This window comes from Mucilaginibacter sp. CSA2-8R (genome assembly GCF_038806765.1).
Lineage (GTDB): Bacteria > Bacteroidota > Bacteroidia > Sphingobacteriales > Sphingobacteriaceae > Mucilaginibacter.
This window is the reverse complement of record NZ_CP152389.1, coordinates 127,747-147,415: the sequence shown is the minus strand read 5'-3', so window position 1 is coordinate 147,415 and position 19,669 is coordinate 127,747. Positions and strand designations below refer to the sequence as shown.

The window sequence follows — 19,669 nt, the reverse complement described above, 5'->3', positions numbered from 1 at the left end:
ACCATGTATAAAGGCTATAAAACCTGTTTGCTGATTGATGACAATTACATTGATAATTTTGTCACCAGACGTATATTAGAAAACAGCAACTTTGCCGAAAACATCGTGGTACAGCAGTCTGCTTTCGATGCTATCGAAGCCATTAAGACCGGCCAGGTAAAGCCGGATGTAATTTTTCTGGATTTGCGGATGCCAATGATGAATGGTTTTGAATTTTTGCAGGAGTATGATAAGCTTCCGGAGCAAAATAAAAGCGCCAGCAAAATATTTATGCTTTCTTCGTCTCTTGACCCGGTTGATGTAAAACGCTCTGGTCAGAATAAATACATTACGCAGTTTATTCATAAACCCATTACCCAAAAAATACTGGAAGAACTGAGCGCATGATATTAGTAGCCGATAGCGGATCTACAAAAACCGACTGGGTGCTGGCATCAGATAAGCAAAAGCCGGTAAAATTTAGTACAGGCGGCTTAAATCCGTATTTTTTATCCGAAAAAGAAATCGTTAAAATTATTCAGGATGATGCACCGGTAATGGTTAACCATTTTCCGCTGATTGAAGAAATTTACTTTTTTGGCGCGGGCTGCTCCAGCCCCGACAAGCGTGAGGTAATTTCTAACGCCCTTACACAATTATTTCCTCGTGCGTTTGTTAGTGTGGACAGTGATTTATTAGGTTCTGCGTACGCTACTTGTGGCAGCCATAAAGGTTTGGTATGCGTAATGGGTACCGGCTCTAATATTTCGTTTTTTAATGGCGAAGAAGTGTCGGCAGGCAAACATGGCCTGGGCTATATTTTAGGCGACGAAGGCTCGGGCACTTGGTTTGGTAAGGCTTTAATTACACAGTACCTATATGGCGTAATGCCTGCCGAGGTACAGGCGCAATTTAAAGAAGCCTATCACTTAACTAAAAACGAGGTGATTACTCATGTGTATTTTGAGCGTAGGGCTAACTCCTACTTGGCTTCGTTCGCCAGCTTTATGTCGGTGATTAAAGATACAGAGTATGGTAAAAACCTGCTCAAAAAAGGCTTAACCGATTTCATCGAAATTAATATTAAATCCTACCCCGAATATCAACAGCACGTTTGTCACTTTGTAGGCTCTATCGCTTACTTTTTCCGCGAAGAGCTTAAAGCTTTATGCCAAGAAAACGGCATTGCCGTTGGTAAAATTATCCGCCACCCTATTGATGATTTACTTCACTTTATTATTAGCCGCAATCATATACAGGTTCAGGAATAAAGTTTCTGTTTAAAAAACAGCTTGTGCTTGACCGAAACAGAGTCGGCTAAGCACAAGCTATCTATAATCATCCGCAAATTTTTATTTAGGCTTACTTAATAGATTTACAAACAAGCGGTAAGCGCCTGGTACGCCTGCAGGCAATTGCCTGAAAAACGCTAGCGATGTGTAGACAAACCTGCCCTTGCCATAATCAGCGGTAATTAATGACCCTTTGTTGGGGTTTTCGCCCACATCATTCATTTCAAATAAGGTTTTGTATTCGGGAGCAATATTGCTTACAAAATACAAGCCCCGTTCTTGTACCCATCCATCAAAATCGGCTTGGGTAATTTTATTAGGATAGTTTAACAAAGCGCTTTGCGGGTCAGTAACAGTTACTTTAGCAAACTCGTCGGTTACCCGCTGGTTAACTACATTAAACGGATACGGGCCAATTTGCGGCACCACTAAACCGGCAAAATTATTATACTGCACCACCAGGTTGCCACCATTTTTTACATACTCCATTAACTTAGGCTGCTCAAACGCCAACCGCGTATCAACATTGTAAGCTCTAACACCGGTTACTATAGCATCATAGTAAGACAAGTCAGTATTCATAATTTCGCCTTCGGTCAGGAAATGTACATCGTAACCCACCTGTCTCAGCGCTTCAGGTATAAAGTCGCCCGCGCCGGCTATGTAGCCAATCCGTTTACCGGCTGTTTTCAAATCCAGGTTAACCAGCTTAGCTTGAGCCGGCGGGAATAACGTAATGTTAGGAATATGCTCATACCTAATGCGTTGCAAACCCATGCTGAATGCTTGGCCATTAGCAGTTACTAACGCCTGCGCAATACCATTTTTAGCAGATGCAGTAGACGTAATAGTAAAATTTTCTGTCCACTCGTCACCTTTGTGCTTATTACTGAAATTAATTACAGCCGGGCTTACCTGCCAACCGGCTACCGGTTTAATGCTGATACTGCCGCCACCGTTGGTAAAGCTTTTAAGTTTTACCTGTAAATGCTGCGGCTGTGTGTTACTATACACATAAACTTTGTTCTCGATTGTGGCGGTAAACGGTGGAGCAATTTCAATAGGTTGGTAAACCTCTCCCCTAACCGGGTCAACGTACTTGTAGGCCAGGCGGCGCTCAAAACTGATAGGTTTGCCGTCAATAATAAATTCGTACGTTACTTTCAGCACATCCGGATTTTCGGGATTCCCTGCCAGCCGGTCGTCATTTAACGTATATGTACCAATGCCGTGCGGTTGACTAAGCCAGTAAGGCTGTGTTACTGTGGCTGCATAAGCTTTAATTAATTTTTCTTGTAATTGATTAGCCGGTATAGTTATACCTGCATTACCAAAGATTAATGCCTGCTTTTGTATGCTGATACCTTTCAGTTTTACCTGGTCGTTGTAGCGGTCGAGCACATGTGCGCGGATAGAAATGCTATCGCCCAGAGCATAGCTGGCTTCGGTAGCGTAGCTTTCAAACCACAAACCTGCACATGCAGCTATCAAATCATCCAATTGCTTTATTTTTTGTGTACGCCAGTAAGCATCCGGTACCTTTTCTATCTTACTGCGTAACTGTACCAGCGCCTGTACTGATTTTTCGGGACTATTGGCATCAAAATCCCTGGTAACTGCAGTTAAGTTTGCAGCAATATCTTCGCCGCCTTTAACCCGGCGCCAGTTAGTAGTTACACCATCCAGCAATTCGTTTTGCGGAGCATCGCCCAACAGGGTTTTAAAATATTCTAAAGCCCGGCCGCGCTGGCGCGCCGACCCGAAGCCCTGCGATTTATGGTTAGAACGGCTCTCGGCAGCAATTTCGCCATAGCCTTTTCCTAATATCGGGTTGTATACGCCCACATCAATCTTAAACTGGCTATCGCTGGTAGTATTAGCGCTACCGAAATTAAAGGTATTCCATAACAAACGTTTGGCTTGCCATGGCTGCACATATTTTAGCTGTTCAGGGTATCGTTTCGGATCGGCAGCAGCAGCAAATGCCTCCTGCGCCAATATGGCTGATGAAGTGTGGTGCCCATGTCCACCCTCGCCGGTAGTTGGGAAGCGGCAAATCATTACATCGGGTTTAAACTGGCGTATCACCCAAACCATATCGCCCAAAATTTTATCGCGATCCCATATTTTTAAAGTTTCTTCCGGCCCTTTAGAAAAGCCAAAATCATTAGCCCGGGTAAAAAACTGTTCTGCACCGTCCACACGCCGGGCAGCTAACAGCTCCTGGGTACGAATTAGCCCTAACAGTTCGGCCTGTTCGTTGCCAATCAGGTTTTGCCCGCCATCGCCACGGGTTAAAGCCAGGTAGCCGGTTCGGTAACCTTTCTCCTGTGCTAAATAAGCCAGCAAACGTGTATTCTCATCATCCGGGTGGGCGGCAACATATAGTACGCTACCTAATACGCTTAGCTTTTTAAAATCCTGTTTTATAGTAGCTATATCAGCCGGCGGCGCTGTTTGTGCGAAACTCACATGCACCAGCAATAGCAGTAAAGGTAGTAGTTTAGATATTTTCATAAGCAAGTAAATTACACTTGTATCGTTTGTGCAAATATTGAAAACAAATAAGAAAGCTAAGGTATTAGGCTTTAAATATGTCAATGAATAAAGCCTTTTTTAGTTTTGATTTCAAGCATTTTACATAAACATTACAAGATTCACTAACGGTTAATCAATCGTTTGATTAACTTTGCACATCGAAAAGTGATGGAAAAAGAAAAGATTGATAAAAGAGACCACATTTTGGACGTAGCCGAAAGGATATTTGCCGAGTATGGTTTTGATGGAGCTTCTACCCGATTAATTTCGGGAGAGGCAGGTGTAAATATGGCCATGCTTAACTATTATTTCGGCTCTAAAGAAGGCTTGCTGATAGCCATTTTTGAGCGCCGGACTTCTACCTTTCATAGCTTAATCAGAGATATTGGTAAAAACGAAAATACTACCTCGTGGCAAAAGGTTGAAGAATATGTAAATGCTTATCTGGATCGGGTTTTTACCAATAACTGTTTTCAGAAGGTAATTCACCAGGAAATGGCAGTGAAGCGTACCGGCGAGTTGGCAGACAAGGTTATTCAGATGATGATGCAAAACGTTCTGGAATTCAGAAAAATATTACATGAGGGCATTGAGAAAGGTGAGTTTGGCAAAGACACCGATACTGATATGGTTATAGCAACCCTGTTTGGAATTAAAAACCAGTTGGTTAATGCGCCGCAGATTGCCAGCATTATGTTAGGTTATGATACCCAAGATACGCAAAACATCGACGAAAAATTAAAACCCCGGGTAAATAACTACCTAAAAAAATTACTCAAAGCATATTTACTTGTTGAAAATGACAACGAACACTAATACAACCGACAATCACTACATTTTAAAAAAGCTCCTGGCAAAGCCATGGCGTGCGGGCATTGCTGCCGTTGTTACGGCAATGGTGTTAGGCAATCCGGCTGCTGCCCAAGACCGTACCCTTACCCTGGATGAAGCCATTAAGTTAGGGGTAGAAAACAGCAAAACCTTAAAGTACTCACAATCAAAAATTGACCGCGCCGTAACGCAGTATAACCAGGCTAAAGACCAGGCATTGCCAACCGGAAGCGCCAGTTTTATGTACAGCCGCGCTCAAATACCGGCTAACCGGTTAGATTTAGGCCCCGATGCCTCTTTTAGTCTGCCTAAAAGTGCTAACGCTAATTTAGGTATTGTATCGGTTGAAGAAGTAATATATGGCGGTGGCCGCTTACGCTATGCTAAAGAATCTACTGATTTACTGATCCAGGTAGCTAAACTGGATGCCGATAAGGATAAAGAGCAAATTGCCCTGAACGTAGTTAACGCTTACTATAATCTGTATAAGGTTTTACAAAGCAAACGCGTTGTGGAGCAAAACTTAAAAGCGATTGACCAGCAGATACACCAGGCACAACGCTTTTTTGATCAGGGCATTGTAACCCGTAACGACGTATTGCGTTTCCAGCTGCAGCGTTCAAATGTTGAACTGAACGGCATTGAACTGGAAAGCAACCGCAAAGTAATTAACTACAGTCTTGACATTTTATTGGGATTGCCTGAAAGTACCCAAATTAACATAGACCAGATAACCAATAATAGTTTGCAGGTAGCACCATTAGCCAGTTACCTGGATACAGCCTTAACCGACCGCCAGGAACTGCGCACTATTGATTTGCGTACTCGCGTAGCCGAAACCAACATCAAAAACGTACAGGCCAACAAGCTACCTACTGTAGCGGCAACTGCTGGCTTATACTACGTTAACGCCTCGGCTAATCCGTTTCCTAACAGTGGTAAATTTATTACGCCTTTAACAGCAGGTTTGGCTTTAAACTGGAACTTTGGTTCACTTTGGAGCAATAAAAATAAAGTAGCCGAAGCTCGCGTTCAGCGCGAACAAACCGTGATTGAAAAAGGCATAACGGTTGATAACGTAAAGACAGAGGTTAACCAGAATTATCAAAACTACCTAACATCTGTTAATAAGATTAAACTGCTCGAAACCTCGATTGAACAGGCTACCGAGAATAACCGCATCCTGACATCAAAGTATGCAAACTCAACCGCCTCGGCCACAGACCGTGCTGATGCTGAAACTTTACTGTACCAAGCCCAGATTAACTTAGAATTAGCCAAAGCTGACGCTGTACTAGCTTATTACAACCTGTTAAAAGCAACCGGAAAACTTACTAAATAATAAAACAACACAACTCTACTATTAATACAATGGCACAAGAACAAGAAATTCAACACGAAGAGAAGAAAAAACCTAACCGGGTTATACCTATCATATTAGGTATCATCATTATTGCAGGTTTAATTTTCGGTATAAAAGAATACATTTATTCAAGTAAGCACGAAGACACTGACGATGCGCAAGTTGATGCTGACATTAGTCCGGTGGTTGCCCGCGTAGGCGGCTATGTGGACAGCATCTTTTTTGAAGATAACCAACACGTTGACAAAGGCCAGGTACTGGTTAGAATTGACGACCGCGATTACCGCGTTAAGTTAGAGCAGGCACAAGCTGCACAGCAAGGTGCAGGCGCTAGCATAGGTGTAGGCGAATCGCAGATTTACAGCACAGCAGCTAACGCAGCCAGCGCTAAAGCACAAGTTACTTCTGCTGCTGCTAAACTGGAAAAAATGCAAAAAGATTATGCACGTTACGCTAATCTGGTTAAAGACGGCTCGATTACCCAGCAACAGTTTGACCAGTCTAAATCTGACTTGCAGGTAGCTAGGGCTAATTACCAGGCGGCTATAGATCAGTATAAAGCTGCACAACAACAAGTAGGTACTACCCGCAATCAATTAAAGGTTACCAACACCGGTGTTAACGCTCGCCAGGCTGATGTTGACTTTGCTAAACTACAGTTAACCTATACTACCATTAAAGCACCGGCCAGTGGTATCACCTCTAAAAAGAGCGTACAGTTAGGCCAATTGGTACAAGCCGGGCAAACTTTGTTTTCGGTAGTTAACGATAACAGCTTATATGTTACCGCCAACTTTAAAGAAACTCAGTTAGAGCACTTGCGCAACGGCCAGAAAGTAAAAATTGAAGTTGACGCTTTTCCTGACCTGGATATTGAAGGCTCGGTTTATAACTTTTCGCCAGCTACCGGCGCTCGTTTTTCTTTACTGCCTCCGGATAATGCTACCGGTAACTTTGTAAAGGTAGTACAACGCGTACCTGTTAAAATTAAAATAAACGCCAATAAAGAAACCTTAGACAAATTGCGCGCCGGTATGAGCGTAAATGTTTCGGTTTCTATCAAAGACTAAATTTAAATGGCTGAAGTAGGATTTAAAAAGTGGATCATTACCATTACGGTAATTACAGCTTCGCTGCTGGAGCTGATTGATACCACCATTGTAAACGTATCCTTGCCAACCATACAAGGTAATCTGGGGGCCACGCTCGAAGACGTGGCCTGGATTACAACCGGTTACGCAGTAGCCAACGTAATTATTTTACCTATGTCGGGTTGGCTGGGTAGCTTTTTTGGGCGAAAAAATTACTTTTTAGCCTCTATTATTATATTTACCATTGCCTCGTTTTTATGCGGTAATGCTACAAGCTTATCAGAGCTGGTTATATTCCGTATTGTACAGGGTATGGCCGGGGGCGGGTTAATATCTACCTCGCAAGCTATCCTGCTGGAAACCTGGCCCCGCGAACAGGTAGGTACAGCTACCGCCTTATTTGGCTTAGGTGCCGTTGTAGGCCCAACTGTTGGACCAACCATTGGTGGCTACATTACCGACCACGCCTCATGGCCATGGATATTTTATGTAAACATCCCGGTAGGTGCACTGGCTGCGTTTTTTACTTACACGTTTGTACGGGAAACACCCAGAGATGGACGCGACCGACCGATTGACTGGTGGGGCATTGCACTGCTGGCTATTGCCGTAGGCAGCTTGCAGACCATTTTGGAAAAAGGCGAGTCTGAAGACTGGTTTGCTACCCCATACATTACCGTGCTTACTGTTACCGCAGTAGTTGGCGTGTTACTGTTTTTATGGCGCGAGCTGAGTACTGACCATCCTATCGTAAACTTTGGTATCATGAGGCACCGCAGCTTCTCGATAGGCATGTTTACTTCCTTCATCCTGGGGTTTGGTCTGTATGGTTCAGTGTTTGTATTTCCAATATTTTGCCAGGCTTTACTGGGCTTTTCGGCGCAGCAAACAGGTGAGTTACTCTTTCCGGGCGGCTTGTTTACCATAGCTATGATGCCATTTATTGGTAAGATGCTTAACAAAGGTATACCGGCCCAGTTTATGGCTACTATTGGTATGTTCCTGTTCTTTGTATTTACTCATATGCTATCCAGTTCAACATTAGCAACTGGTCGCGGAGACTTCTTTTGGCCTTTAGCTATACGTGGTATTGGTATGGCGCTGTTATTTGTACCGTTAACTACGCTGGCCATTGCCGATTTGAAAGGTGCGGAGATTGGCCAGGGTGCAGGTTTAAATAACATGATGCGCCAGTTAGGCGGCTCGTTCGGTATTGCTGCCTTAACTACCATCATCCACATCCGTCAGGGTGTACACCGCAATAACTTGCTGGTTAATATTAATGAGTATAACCCGGCGTTTACCCAGCGCTTGCAGGCGGCCATCCATAATTTTATGGCGCATGGGCATGGCATTGCAGATGCCACACGAATGGCCTACGGCTCCATAGAAGGCACTATTACCCGCCAGGCGATGCTGCTTACTTACGACGATGCCTACTGGCTTACCGGCCTGGTTATGCTGTTTTCAATACCGTTACTATATCTGCAGCCTTTCCGCAGAAATTTAAAAGCGGCGGCTGATGCACACTAAAATAAAAAAGCCGTTCTGGAGTCAGCAGAACGGCTTTAAATACTAAGTAGAATCAATTTGTTTTGTTTAACGCCTAAGACCGTAATTTTAAGGGTTGAGCATAAAATTACCCGGCCTTAAGTGTGTTTAATCTTGGTTTTAAATGTAGCTTTTTTTATATTAAAAAGCAAGTAATTTCAAATAACCTTAAAAAAAATGGAGCTGATTAGAAAATCAGCTCCATTTTTTATTTAAAACCTTGGTTATTAGTTAATATACAATTTTGCCGGTAGCTGTAACTAAGGAGGCTATACGTACGGCATCAAAAATGCGCTCTTCGGTAGTGCCTAATTTGATTAGCGAGTCTTCGTGTGCATTTACACACATTTCGCAACCGTTTACAGCAGAAATAGCCAGGCTCATTAATTCAAAAAACTCTTTGCCCGTTACAGGTTTCATCATCAACTGCATACGTATACGTGCCGGAATTTGCGTGTATTTCTCCTTCTGCGTAAAATGACGGAAACGGTAAAAAACATTGTTAGATGCCAGTAATGACGCACAACCTGCTGCCTCGCCGGTTTCGGCTGCGGTAGCACCCTGCTCTTCGGCGTATTTTGTAAAGTATTGTGTTAACGGCTTATTGTTATTATTAATTGCGGTGCTCAAAGCCAGCAAAGCGCATTCTTTAGCGCTTAGATGCTCTGAGGTAAGCGTACTGGTTAAGTTAAGTTTTAAATCGCGCAGATAGCGTGATTCGCCTTTTTCAAGAAGGGTTAAACTATCGGTACGGTAATTTTTATCAACGCCTACGCTTTGCAGCAATTCTTCTATGGTTTCAGTGCTTTCGCTCATCTTAATTTTAATTGGATAGCTAACAAACAGGCTCACTTACACAAGTGTTGCCCCTTTACAAGCCAGTGAATAATACAGTGTGGTTTAGAAACAAAAATCCCCGTAGTGTTTGATACGGGGATTTTTATAAATACTTATGCAGTTAACGTTTCCTGACCTTTTTCCCAGTTACAAGGGCAAAGCTCGTCGGTTTGTAAACCGTCTAATACACGTAAAACTTCTTTAACGTTACGGCCTACATTCAGGTCATTAACACATACCCAACGTACCACACTGGTAGGGTCGATGATGAAAGTAGCACGATACGCAATTTTTTCGGTTGGCTCTAAAATGCCTAACTCTTCGGCTAACGATTTTGAAGTGTCAGCAAGCATAGGGAATTTCAGGTCGCGCAGATCATCGTGGTGTTTTCTCCAGGCAGCATGCACAAATTCAGAATCTGTTGATGCACCAATTAAACGGGTTTCGCGGTCGCGGAACTCACTATAGTTTTTGTTGAACTCAGCAATCTCTGTAGGACAAACAAAAGTGAAATCTTTTGGCCACCAGAACATTACCGTCCAAACGTTATCGTCATTAGCTAAAAAATCTGAAGTGATATCTTCAAACTCTTTACCTTTTTCGAGGCTTACTACAGCTTTTTTATTAAATGACGGGAATTTTTCACCAACTGTTATCATAGTATGTTATTTGTTATAATTTTCACAAATATAACTAACTTAAGTTTTCAAGGTCATTCTATTAATCAATAGCACATAGATTTTATCTATAAGTTGCATCTTACAATATCAATCGTTCTAATTGCACCGTGGCTTGTATTTTGCTAGTTCAGGTACATGGAATTTGCTGAACTACAAGCGCTAAAAGCACAATACAAACCCAATGATATTAAGATTTTATTTATTGCAGATGGCCTACCTGTAAAAGACAAATATTTTTATTTGAAAAACTCTAACATGTACAAAGCAGTAAAAGAGGCTTTTACAAGGGTGTTTGGTAATTTTAAAAGTGATGACGAGTTTTTAGCTTTTTTTAAAGAAATGGGCGCTTATTTTGAAAATTTGAGCAAAGTGCCTATTAAAACACTCCCGCCGCCCGAGCAGCGTAAAGCGCGGCAGGAAGGCGTGCAGTCGTTAGCTGAGCGATTGTCCGAGATGCATCCCCGGATCATCATTATATCCTTAAAGGCTATTGAACCATATGCCCGGGAAGCCATCAAACTAGCCAACCTGGCATCAGTTGAGCATATAGCAGTTACACCCTTTCCAGTTAAAAGCATGACCAATGTAAACAACTGTATCAATGGCATTGTAAGTGCCCTAAAGTCGGTTGATTGGGAAATATAATATTATAAAAAAGCGCCGCTTGCTGAATAACTGCGAACGGCGTTTTTTTCAGATATTAATTACTTACTACTTCAATGTTTCCTCAAAAAGCTTGTAAATACGCTTATACTCGTCTGTCCAGCTGCTGGGCTGTACAAAGCCGTGGTCTTCTACCGGGTACGAGGCCAGTTCCCAGTTGTCTTTGTGCAACTCAATCAGCTTCTGCGACAGGCGGATAATATCCTGATAATTTACATTCACATCTACCATACCGTGGCACATTAATAATTTCCCTTTTAAGCCATTAGCAAAATAGATAGGCGAACTCTGCTTATAGGCCTTTTCGTCGTTAAACGGTTCATTTAAAATGTTAGATGTATAACCATGATTATAATGAGCCCAATCAGTAACAGACCGTAGCGCTGCACCAGTAGCAAATACATTGGGTTGAGTAAACAATGCCATTAAAGTCATAAAGCCACCGTATGAGCCGCCATACATGCCCACATGCTTGGGGTTTACACCATATTTTTCTACCAGGTATTTAATGCCGTCAACCTGATCGTCCAGGTCTTTGCCGCCCATATGGCGGTATATTCCAGTGCGCCAGTTGCGCCCGTAGCCTGCACTGCCGGTGTAATCAATATCAATGACGGTGTACCCATTGTCGGCCAGCAAATTATTAAACATATACTCTCTAAAATACGAGCTCCACCAGTAGTGTACGTTTTGCAGGTAGCCTGCACCATGCACAAATACCACGGCAGGCTTAGCCGGGTTCGGTACTTTAGGCGTATATACCCGCGCGTAAACATCACTGCCATAACGGTTTTTAAAAGCCACCATTTCCGGATCTCGCCAGGCATAGGAGTTAAATTCTGCAGAAGTAGATCGGGTAATCTTAACTGCTTTAGCGCCCGGCTTATTAGATTGCAGATATAGCTCCCAAGGTTTGTTGGCATAAGAATAGTGGATTGCCAACCATTTTTCATCAGGTGATAGCGTTACTTCGTTGCCGCCCTTCATGCCGGTTAATCTTACGGGCGCACCCCCAGTTACCAACAAACGGTAATAATGCGCTATACCCGGATGCTCCATATTACCGGTGAAATAGAAATACTTGTTATCATTAGACAGATGCAAATCCGACACTTCCCATTTACCGCTGGTAAGCTGCTTTTTAGCCCCTGTGGTAACGTCTACCACATAAATATGCGAATACCCGCTGGCCTCGCTCTGGAAAAAGAAATGAGTATCATCCACCCAACCGGTACTGCCCGACGAGAAACCGCCGTTAATTCCAGGCCCGCCAATCCAGGCTTCATCGCGCTGACGGTCTAACAAACTCAGCTGACCAGTTGCGGGGTCGAGTTTCATAACCCAGCGGTCTTTATTATCCTGCGAGGTAACTATAGCAACTGCATACTTACCGTTACCATTCCAGATAGGCCCTTGCACTACTACTTTACGGTCTTCGTTTTGCTTGGTACGCTCTTCCAGTTGTTTAGGGTAGTCTTTTACATAATCAGGCAAATCTTTAATGCCGGGTATTTCTTTGGTAGATATAGCATACACGGTGTCGCGTTGTCTGTCGAAAATAAATGATTGCGACGTGGGCTGCGGGCTGCCCACTTTAGTGCGGTTGGGGATATCCTCCGTAAAACCCGAAGCTGTTACATATGATGGTACCTGGGTTATTTTAGCGCCATCGGCCAGCTTAATCAGCCGGTAAGTAATATAACGGTTATCGGGGCTCAATTGCACAAAGCTCAGCGATTGGTCGCCGATGGTAATAGCTTTAAGGGCTTTAGTTTGCATCGTCTTACGCTCTATGGCATCTAGCCGGTCATCTTTTTCCTTTTCCCTGATAACTTCAAATAACTCTGTTTGCTCGTTACGCAACCAACGCTCCTGTGCATTGCCCGTTGCGGCACTATTTTGCTGATTGCCGCCCCCCATGCGCCCTGCTCCGCTACGTGTACCCGAGCCGACAGCACTAGCATTACTTGCAGCAACGCCGGTACGGGTAAAATTAGTTAGCTGGTTAAGCTCGCCAGTGTTAAGCTTTATGCTGTACAGGTTATCATTCCGCATAAACAGCACTTGTGTTTCGTTGGCACTAAAAGCAGGGTTACTTTCACGGTCAACAGTAGTGGCCAGGGGCTTTATCATGCCCGATTTAACATCCGACAAAAAAATATCGCCGTTGCGTTCAAAAAGCTTTATGGTGTGCCTTTTGTTCCAAACGCCATTTCCGCTTAATGCCTTACGCTCGTTTAAACTTACCTTCTGCGGCGTGTAGTTACCGGTGGTGATGGCGTACATCACACTGCGGTCGGCATTTTCTGGATTCCATTTAAAATAAACCTTTTTACTGTCGTCGCTCCACCGTATATTTTCGGGCGAGGTGCCCATCCACTTAGGGTCGCTCATTATTTTTTCGACGGTTAGCTTTTCCAGTTTTTGTGCATACAGGCTGCCGGCACACAGAATAAGGTATAATGTAAAGACTTTTTTCATATATCGGAGTAATCAATAGCAGGCTAAATATAAGGTCAATTGTATTATTATAAAGCTTTTAAACCCTTACCATATTATTTTTACTTAATGAAATTAACAGGAACCGGCTTTGTAATGCGGCCATGGCAAATTGATGATGCCTTATCATTACAGCAGCATGCCAATAATTTTAACGTAAGTGCCTATTTGTTAGACCGCTTTCCATTCCCGTATACCCTGCCCGATGCCGTTAGCTGGCTCAACAGTCAGCCAAAAAAACCAGGTCCGCTAAGTAATTTTGCCATCACTATAAACGGTAAAGCTGTTGGCGGTATAGGCTTAGAGTTTAGGCATGACGTTTACCGCAAAACAGCACTGATTGGTTATTGGCTGAGCGAAGCCTACTGGGGGCTTGGCATTATGCCCGAAGCTATAAAACTCATGACTGCCTACGCCTTTGCCAACCTGGATTTGATTTGCATACAAGCCGGCGTACTAAGTGCTAACCCAAAATCAATGCGGGTGCTTGAAAAAGCCGGTTATCGAAAGCAGGGGGTGTTGCAAAAATGCATCATCAAACACGGCGAGGTGATGGATGAGCATGTGTACGCTGCGTTTAAGGCATAGCTATGCTCCTTTCCTTAAAGCAATAGCTACGTGTTGTTTGCGGTTGTATTGAAATTTGCTTAATTAGCGTTTTACCTATTATAGCTTATCAATTTTTAGTCAAATTGCTGTACCAATGAAAAAAACAAGCTGTTTATTCTGGACTGCTTATTTAACTTGCAGCCTATGTTCTGCGCAAACTATGAATATTAAAACACCATCATACCCTCAAACTCAAAAAGAAACGGTTAACGACACCTACTTTAATAATACCGTTGCTGACCCTTACCGCTGGCTGGAAGACGACCGCGCCGAAAATACCAAGGCTTGGGTGACTGCTCAAAACAAGGTAACCCAAAGTTACCTGAGCCAGATACCCTACCGCGAAACCATCCGCAAGCGGCTGGAAACTTTATGGAACTATGAAAAATACAGTGCCCCTTTTAAAGAAGGCGCTTACACTTATTTTTATAAAAACGACGGTTTGCAGAGCCAGGCCGTATTGTACCGCCAAACGGCCGGTGGCCAGCCCGAGGTATTTTTAGATCCTAACAAATTCTCGAAAGACGGGACTACCTCATTGGCTAATATCGGTTTTAGCAACGATGGTAGTTTGGCGGCATACCAGCTCTCGGCAGGTGGATCTGACTGGACCAATGCTGTGGTGATTAAAGCAGCTGATAAAACCCAGATTGGCGATACTTTAAAAGATATCAAGTTTTCGGGTATTGCCTGGAAAGGAAATGATGGGTTCTATTACAGCAGCTACGACAAACCTAAAGATGCCAGTCAACTATCGGGCATGACACAGCACCACAAGCTGTACTATCATAAATTAGGTACACCACAAAGCCAGGATCAATTAATTTTTGGAGGCGAACAGACACCCCGTCGCTACATAGGCGCTTACTTAACCGAAGACGAGCGCTATCTGGTAATTACTGCTGCCAACTCTACTACCGGTAATGAATTATACATTCAGGATTTAAGCCAGCCCAACAGTGCTATTGTAAACATTGTAGATAATATGGACAATGTACACGCCGTGATAGACAACATAGGCAGTAAGCTATATATTTATACCAACCTATATGCACCAACCTACCGGCTGGTAACGGTTGATGCGGCCAATCCGCACTCAGGTAACTGGAAAAATTTGATTCCGAAAAGTAAAGACGTGCTCGAGGTATCAACCGCGGGCGGAAAGCTGTTTGCTCATTATTTAAAAGATGCCACCACATTTATACAACAATATGATATGAATGGTAAACTGGAACATGCCGTTACTTTACCCTCGGTAGGTACAGCATCGGGCTTTGGAGCTAAAAAAGAAGAAAAAGAGATTTTTTACACCTTTACCTCGTATACCTACCCGCCTACAATCTTTAAATACAACATCGCAACAGGGCAATCTGAGGTTTATAAAAAGTCCGGGGTACAGTTTAATCCTGAGCTGTACGAATCTAAACAGGTATTTTATAAATCGGCGGATGGCACCACCATCCCGATGATTATTACTTACAAAAAAGGCACAGTGCTTAACGGACACAACCCGACCTTGCTATATGCTTATGGCGGTTTCGGCGTAAGCCTTACCCCTGCCTTTAGCACCAGTAACATTGTGTTGCTCGAACAAGGCGGTATTTATGCCGTGCCTAACCTGCGGGGCGGCGGCGAGTACGGCGAAACCTGGCATAAGGCAGGTATTAAACTCCGCAAGCAAAACGTGTTTGACGATTTTATTGCAGCTGCAGAATATCTGATTAAAAATAAATATACGTCTAAAGATTACCTGGCCATTGCCGGCGGCTCTAACGGCGGACTGCTGGTGGGCGCCACCATTACCCAACGCCCCGATTTGTGCAAAGTAGCCTTCCCGGCGGTGGGAGTATTAGATATGCTACGTTATAACAAATTTACTGCAGGCGCCGGCTGGGCTTATGATTATGGCACGGCTGAAGAAAGTGAGGAAATGTTTAATTACCTATATCATTACTCGCCTTATCATGCATTAAAAACGGCGAGCTATCCGGCTACCCTGGTAACCACTGCCGACCATGACGACCGTGTAGTACCAGCTCACTCGTTTAAGTTTGCTGCGCGTTTGCAAGAATATCAGCAAGGCCCTGCACCTGCACTAATCCGCATAGAAACCAATGCCGGGCATGGCGCCGGCCGTTCTACTGCACAAATCATTGGGCAGGAAACTGATAAATGGGCCTTTATGTTTGCCAACATGGGTGTTGACTATAACCCTGTTAAGTAATTGCTTTACACGGCTAATACACTTTACATAATAGCATAAAAAGAGAAAGCCGCTTACAATAAGCGGCTTTCTCTTTTTATATATTTTAATTGCATTAGTTCCATTTTCCGTGGCCACGGCCGCGATCATGATCGTTACCGCGTCCGTTACCACGACCAGGGCCTTTATCCCAGCCGTTGTGACGGCCGTTATCGCCTTTATATTTGATTTTGGCATTTTTTATAATTACCTGGTCATGGCGACCGCGGTATTGCGCATAACGGGTGCGGTATACATTGTTGCGCTCCCAAGGGTTACGGTCGTTAATTACTACTTTGTAGCTGTTATAAGGGTCAAAGTTGCCGAAACGTGATGGCAGATTACGTGCATGTACCCAACGATTGTTATTATAGTAGATATACTCACGGTCGGGTACTGAGTAATAAGCATCAATATCAGGCATGTAGTAATAGTTTACATAATCATACCCTGTAGGGCCCCAGTCTGGCTGGCTGCCAATGTTTACATTTACTCTTACTTGTGCTTCTGCTGTGTTATTAAATGCAAAGCCACTTACTAAAATAGCTGCTGCAATGATGATCTTTTTCATAGTATCTAATAATTTGATAATATGACAATCATTACTGCCCCAAAGTTTAAAAAATGATTTGTATCTGTTTGGTTACAATTTCAATTTTAGCGATTAATGCTTATCGCTATCATCAGCAGGCTTGGCAGCAGCCAGCGTAAGTTGCGGTTTGCCAATAACTTTGTATACCCCTTCTCCTTTTAAAATAGCGGCAATCTGAATTTTATCCTGCATGGTTTTTACGGCTTGCGCCAACTCATTATCATACTTAAAATTGGCCTCGTAACGTCCCTTTTCAAAATAATAGCGCGAAGCTATTTCGTTTTCGAGTACTTGTTTAATTTCGGCCTTGTGCACCTGCAGATCATTCTTTTTAGTACTGGAGAGTTTATTTCTGAGTGCCTCTAATTCGGGCTGCAATTCAGAAAATTGCTTGTCTTTAGAGGCTTCGGTTTTTAAGGCCGACAGTATTTTTTCGCTGGCAGTGCTGTAGCTGTAATTTTTACCCGATAAGTATTTTACAAAGTCGGCATAATCTTCATCACTTAAATTAAAATTTTTAGCCGGGTTTATTTTAGGATGAGTATTGCGGTACAAACTGGCATAATCAAAAATAAGGTATTTGCCTACCAGCGTTTGGGTGATGTCGGCAAAGCGCTCTTGTTTAATAGCAATATCCGGATAAACACCGCTGCCATCATAAACCGAACGGCCTGCACGGGTTTTATATTCGTGCAATGATGAATCAGCCATTTTTAAAACGCTGCCATCATCTTTACGGTGGGCATAATCAAGCGCTTGCACGCAACGGCCCGATGGGATAAAGTATTTAGCAATAGTTATCTTAACCAAACTGCTGTAGGGCAAGCTAAACGTTTGCTGCACCAACCCCTTACCATAACTGCGCTGGCCAATAACAATAGCACGATCCAGATCCTGCAGCGAACCGGCCACAATTTCGGAAGCCGAAGCCGAACGGCCGTTGACTAATACTACCAAAGGCAGGTTAGGCTCTAATGGTGCATTTACGGTACGGTAAGTAAAATTCTTTTCTTTAATCTTTCCTTTTTGCGATACCACTTCTACATCACGCTGTACAAACAGGTTCACAATTTTTACCGCCTCCTGCAAAATACCGCCGCCGTTTGAGCGTAAGTCAAGGATGATACCGTTAGGGTTATTTTTTTTGATGCTGGTTAAAGCTGCAGTAACTTCATCGGCCGAGTTTTCTAAAAACTTATCCAGCTTAATATAGCCCATGTTGCCTTCTACCATACCAAAATAAGATACGTTAGGCTGCTTTATTTCTTCGCGCACCAGGCTTTTTTCAATCTGCTCGTCGCCGCGTTTAACAGTTAGCTTAACACCAGCGCCCTTACTGCCTTTAAGCAGTTGGCTCACCTGGTCGCCGTTACGGCTGGTAAGCTCAATATCGTTAATTTTAATAACCTGGTCGCCGGCGCGGATGTCGGCCTTTTGTGCCGGGAAACCCTCAAACACCTCAGAAACATACACTTTGCCATTGCGCGAAAATATGCCGGTACCAATACCGCCATACTGCGTGCTTACATAATGCAGTTTATAATCTTCAATTTCCGATTCGGGTACAAACTCGGTATAAGGGTCTAAACCGTTCAGCATGGCATCAACCCCGGTTTTAACCATTTGGGCCGAGTTAATGTCATCTACATAATTTAAATTAACCTCTTTATATACCGACGCAAAAACATCCAGGTTTTTTGATATCTGAAAAAGATCGTCGCTAAAGCTCCACACACCGGTAGCCAGTAATGCGCCACCAACTATCACACCCGCTCTACGGTAAATTTGCTTTACACTCATTTGGCTTTTAATATAGCTGTAAATTAGACAGATATATAAATATATGAAAAACCCTCCTGTTTTAGCAGAAGGGCACTAAAATTTTACAAGCGGTTGTTGTCAATATTTACCAGCGCCTTTTTAAGGGTAAATACCACGTAATCCTGATCGCGGTTTACCAGGGTAGCCAGCTTACTAATCAAGCTGTCTTCCTGCCCTTCGGTATATTGCAATTGCTCATCGGTAAGCTCCCGGTATTTACGCTTTAATTTGATTTTAACACGGGGCCAGTCTTTATTACTGATACTGATTGCTGCCATAAAAACAAAAATATAAAAAAACGGCATTTAAAGTATACAAGCCGAAATCTTAAAAACAACGATGCTTTTAGATAGATGCTAAACTGATTACCTTTTTATTTCTTGCAGCTTCTGCCAAATCATATCGGCAATGGCCTGCATCCCCTTATCGCCGGGGTGCCCTTTAACAGACTGGTCAACATTAAGCCGGTCAAAAGCATAATTGGTAACGTCGAACCCCAGCGGTTCGAGCGATAAATATGGCTCGTGCTTTTGCATCTCGGCGCTGGCATACCGCCTGTCGGGCCAAAATGAGCTTACCGACAATACCGTTAAATTAGGGTTACCATTTTTAAAATAACTAATTAAATCGCTATAGCGTTGCTGAAACATTGCGGCATCAAAACCTGCCTGCTGTACGTTTTCACCAATGCGCAATATCAACAAATCGGGCTTCAATGTGCGGTAGGCGCGGAGGTAGTTGTTGAAATCATACTGCTTATAATTTAGCTCAAATGCCGCAATATTAAGCGCACGCACCCGGGCTAATGAATCTGCCTGCCCGAATTTTTCGCTTAGCAAATGCACATAATCATTTTCGCGGCTGCTGGCTGCCATGCCCCAGCTATCGTTCCAGCCAATAGCCGTATTGCGCTCTGAGTAAGTAATGCTGTTACCCAAAATAACAACGTTGGTAAACGCCTTAGGTGCGGTAGCCGGGCGTATGCCGCTTTTTTTACACGACCCAACAACCAGTGTTAATAAAAGCAGGTATAGGTATTTAATCATTTATGAGTTTGCTTAGCGCCAGGCTGCGGCAAACT

Annotated in this window: 17 protein-coding genes; 9 read left to right on the top strand and 8 right to left on the bottom strand. The window is 43.3% G+C overall.

Translation table 11 applies throughout. The features are described 5' to 3' along the window. Positions 1-3 precede the first annotated feature (3 nt). Together AAGR14_RS00615 and AAGR14_RS00610 are read left to right on the top strand one after the other, a co-directional pair. Positions 4-387 (top strand): response regulator, encoded by a 384-nt coding sequence (locus AAGR14_RS00615; protein ID WP_342646654.1) that lies wholly within the window; start codon positions 4-6, stop codon positions 385-387. Further along, the gene (locus tag AAGR14_RS00610) at positions 384-1,250 is read left to right on the top strand and encodes an N-acetylglucosamine kinase (RefSeq protein ID WP_342646653.1); all 867 of its coding nucleotides are present in this window, start codon (positions 384-386) and stop codon (positions 1,248-1,250) included. Before AAGR14_RS00615 ends, AAGR14_RS00610 begins: the two co-directional genes overlap by 4 nt. Before the next feature lie 81 nt (positions 1,251-1,331). Here the strand turns inward: AAGR14_RS00610 and AAGR14_RS00605 are convergent, their stop codons facing one another. Then, positions 1,332-3,788, bottom strand: coding sequence for a PIG-L family deacetylase (locus AAGR14_RS00605; protein WP_342646652.1), 2,457 nt, complete (start codon positions 3,786-3,788; stop codon positions 1,332-1,334). A 189-nt stretch (positions 3,789-3,977) separates the two neighbouring features. Here AAGR14_RS00605 and AAGR14_RS00600 point away from each other — a divergent pair, with 189 nt between their 5' ends. From AAGR14_RS00600 to AAGR14_RS00585, 4 genes are read left to right on the top strand one after another with little or no spacing between them, the layout of a single operon-like run. Then, on the top strand, positions 3,978-4,625 hold the full coding sequence (locus AAGR14_RS00600) for a TetR/AcrR family transcriptional regulator (RefSeq protein ID WP_342646651.1): 648 nt from the start codon (positions 3,978-3,980) through the stop codon (positions 4,623-4,625). Continuing rightward, positions 4,609-5,982: a TolC family protein gene (locus AAGR14_RS00595; protein ID WP_342646650.1), complete on the top strand. Its 1,374-nt coding sequence runs from the start codon at positions 4,609-4,611 to the stop codon at positions 5,980-5,982. Before AAGR14_RS00600 ends, AAGR14_RS00595 begins: the two co-directional genes overlap by 17 nt. A 29-nt stretch (positions 5,983-6,011) precedes the next feature. Continuing rightward, positions 6,012-7,073 carry an HlyD family secretion protein gene (locus tag AAGR14_RS00590; RefSeq protein WP_342646649.1) on the top strand — a complete coding sequence of 354 codons (1,062 nt, stop codon included), beginning with the start codon at positions 6,012-6,014 and terminating at the stop codon, positions 7,071-7,073. Positions 7,074-7,079: 6 nt separating this feature from the next. Next, a complete protein-coding gene (locus AAGR14_RS00585) occupies positions 7,080-8,627 on the top strand; it encodes a DHA2 family efflux MFS transporter permease subunit (RefSeq protein ID WP_342646648.1) in 1,548 nt (515 codons plus the stop codon). A 249-nt stretch (positions 8,628-8,876) separates the two neighbouring features. Here the strand turns inward: AAGR14_RS00585 and AAGR14_RS00580 are convergent, their stop codons facing one another. Next, positions 8,877-9,461 (bottom strand): carboxymuconolactone decarboxylase family protein, encoded by a 585-nt coding sequence (locus AAGR14_RS00580; protein WP_342646647.1) that lies wholly within the window; start codon positions 9,459-9,461, stop codon positions 8,877-8,879. 134 nt (positions 9,462-9,595) lie between these two features. Further along, positions 9,596-10,141 (bottom strand): peroxiredoxin, encoded by a 546-nt coding sequence (locus tag AAGR14_RS00575; protein ID WP_342646646.1) that lies wholly within the window; start codon positions 10,139-10,141, stop codon positions 9,596-9,598. A gap of 156 nt (positions 10,142-10,297) precedes the next feature. On the opposite strand from AAGR14_RS00575, the gene AAGR14_RS00570 reads away from it, so the two are divergent. Further along, positions 10,298-10,807: a hypothetical protein gene (locus tag AAGR14_RS00570; RefSeq protein ID WP_342646645.1), complete on the top strand. Its 510-nt coding sequence runs from the start codon at positions 10,298-10,300 to the stop codon at positions 10,805-10,807. Between the two features lie 66 nt (positions 10,808-10,873). On the opposite strand, the gene AAGR14_RS00565 is transcribed toward AAGR14_RS00570, so the two are convergent. Continuing rightward, positions 10,874-13,306, bottom strand: a complete 2,433-nt coding sequence (locus AAGR14_RS00565; RefSeq protein WP_342646644.1) for a prolyl oligopeptidase family serine peptidase — start codon at positions 13,304-13,306, stop codon at positions 10,874-10,876. A gap of 87 nt (positions 13,307-13,393) precedes the next feature. Between AAGR14_RS00565 and AAGR14_RS00560 the strand changes: the two genes are divergently transcribed. Further along, complete coding sequence (locus AAGR14_RS00560; protein ID WP_342646643.1) at positions 13,394-13,912, top strand: GNAT family protein; 519 nt, start codon at positions 13,394-13,396, stop codon at positions 13,910-13,912. A gap of 181 nt (positions 13,913-14,093) precedes the next feature. Then, positions 14,094-16,157, top strand: coding sequence for a prolyl oligopeptidase family serine peptidase (locus AAGR14_RS00555; RefSeq protein ID WP_342646642.1), 2,064 nt, complete (start codon positions 14,094-14,096; stop codon positions 16,155-16,157). 94 nt (positions 16,158-16,251) lie between these two features. Here AAGR14_RS00555 and AAGR14_RS00550 read toward each other — a convergent pair whose 3' ends face one another. The 4 genes from AAGR14_RS00550 to AAGR14_RS00535 all read right to left on the bottom strand — a co-directional run bounded on the left by AAGR14_RS00550 (position 16,252) and on the right by AAGR14_RS00535 (position 19,634). Beyond that, positions 16,252-16,746, bottom strand: coding sequence for a hypothetical protein (locus tag AAGR14_RS00550; RefSeq protein WP_342646641.1), 495 nt, complete (start codon positions 16,744-16,746; stop codon positions 16,252-16,254). Between the two features lie 93 nt (positions 16,747-16,839). Next, positions 16,840-18,567: a S41 family peptidase gene (locus AAGR14_RS00545; protein ID WP_342646640.1), complete on the bottom strand. Its 1,728-nt coding sequence runs from the start codon at positions 18,565-18,567 to the stop codon at positions 16,840-16,842. 83 nt (positions 18,568-18,650) lie between these two features. Next, positions 18,651-18,866, bottom strand: coding sequence for a hypothetical protein (locus AAGR14_RS00540; protein ID WP_342646639.1), 216 nt, complete (start codon positions 18,864-18,866; stop codon positions 18,651-18,653). 87 nt (positions 18,867-18,953) lie between these two features. Beyond that, complete coding sequence (locus AAGR14_RS00535) at positions 18,954-19,634, bottom strand: SGNH/GDSL hydrolase family protein (RefSeq protein ID WP_342646638.1); 681 nt, start codon at positions 19,632-19,634, stop codon at positions 18,954-18,956. Positions 19,635-19,669 lie beyond the last annotated feature (35 nt).

Excerpts from the sequence above, each read along its gene's own strand:
- AAGR14_RS00615 (WP_342646654.1), top strand. The coding sequence starts at position 4 with ATGTATAAAGGCTATAAAACCTGTTTGCTGATTGATGACAATTACATT.
- AAGR14_RS00610 (WP_342646653.1), top strand. The coding sequence starts at position 384 with ATGATATTAGTAGCCGATAGCGGATCTACAAAAACCGACTGGGTGCTG.
- AAGR14_RS00605 (WP_342646652.1), bottom strand. The coding sequence starts at position 3,788 with ATGAAAATATCTAAACTACTACCTTTACTGCTATTGCTGGTGCATGTG.
- AAGR14_RS00600 (WP_342646651.1), top strand. The coding sequence starts at position 3,978 with ATGGAAAAAGAAAAGATTGATAAAAGAGACCACATTTTGGACGTAGCC.
- AAGR14_RS00595 (WP_342646650.1), top strand. The coding sequence starts at position 4,609 with ATGACAACGAACACTAATACAACCGACAATCACTACATTTTAAAAAAG.
- AAGR14_RS00590 (WP_342646649.1), top strand. The coding sequence starts at position 6,012 with ATGGCACAAGAACAAGAAATTCAACACGAAGAGAAGAAAAAACCTAAC.
- AAGR14_RS00585 (WP_342646648.1), top strand. The coding sequence starts at position 7,080 with ATGGCTGAAGTAGGATTTAAAAAGTGGATCATTACCATTACGGTAATT.
- AAGR14_RS00580 (WP_342646647.1), bottom strand. The coding sequence starts at position 9,461 with ATGAGCGAAAGCACTGAAACCATAGAAGAATTGCTGCAAAGCGTAGGC.
- AAGR14_RS00575 (WP_342646646.1), bottom strand. The coding sequence starts at position 10,141 with ATGATAACAGTTGGTGAAAAATTCCCGTCATTTAATAAAAAAGCTGTA.
- AAGR14_RS00570 (WP_342646645.1), top strand. The coding sequence starts at position 10,298 with ATGGAATTTGCTGAACTACAAGCGCTAAAAGCACAATACAAACCCAAT.
- AAGR14_RS00565 (WP_342646644.1), bottom strand. The coding sequence starts at position 13,306 with ATGAAAAAAGTCTTTACATTATACCTTATTCTGTGTGCCGGCAGCCTG.
- AAGR14_RS00560 (WP_342646643.1), top strand. The coding sequence starts at position 13,394 with ATGAAATTAACAGGAACCGGCTTTGTAATGCGGCCATGGCAAATTGAT.
- AAGR14_RS00555 (WP_342646642.1), top strand. The coding sequence starts at position 14,094 with ATGAATATTAAAACACCATCATACCCTCAAACTCAAAAAGAAACGGTT.
- AAGR14_RS00550 (WP_342646641.1), bottom strand. The coding sequence starts at position 16,746 with ATGAAAAAGATCATCATTGCAGCAGCTATTTTAGTAAGTGGCTTTGCA.
- AAGR14_RS00545 (WP_342646640.1), bottom strand. The coding sequence starts at position 18,567 with ATGAGTGTAAAGCAAATTTACCGTAGAGCGGGTGTGATAGTTGGTGGC.
- AAGR14_RS00540 (WP_342646639.1), bottom strand. The coding sequence starts at position 18,866 with ATGGCAGCAATCAGTATCAGTAATAAAGACTGGCCCCGTGTTAAAATC.
- AAGR14_RS00535 (WP_342646638.1), bottom strand. The coding sequence starts at position 19,634 with ATGATTAAATACCTATACCTGCTTTTATTAACACTGGTTGTTGGGTCG.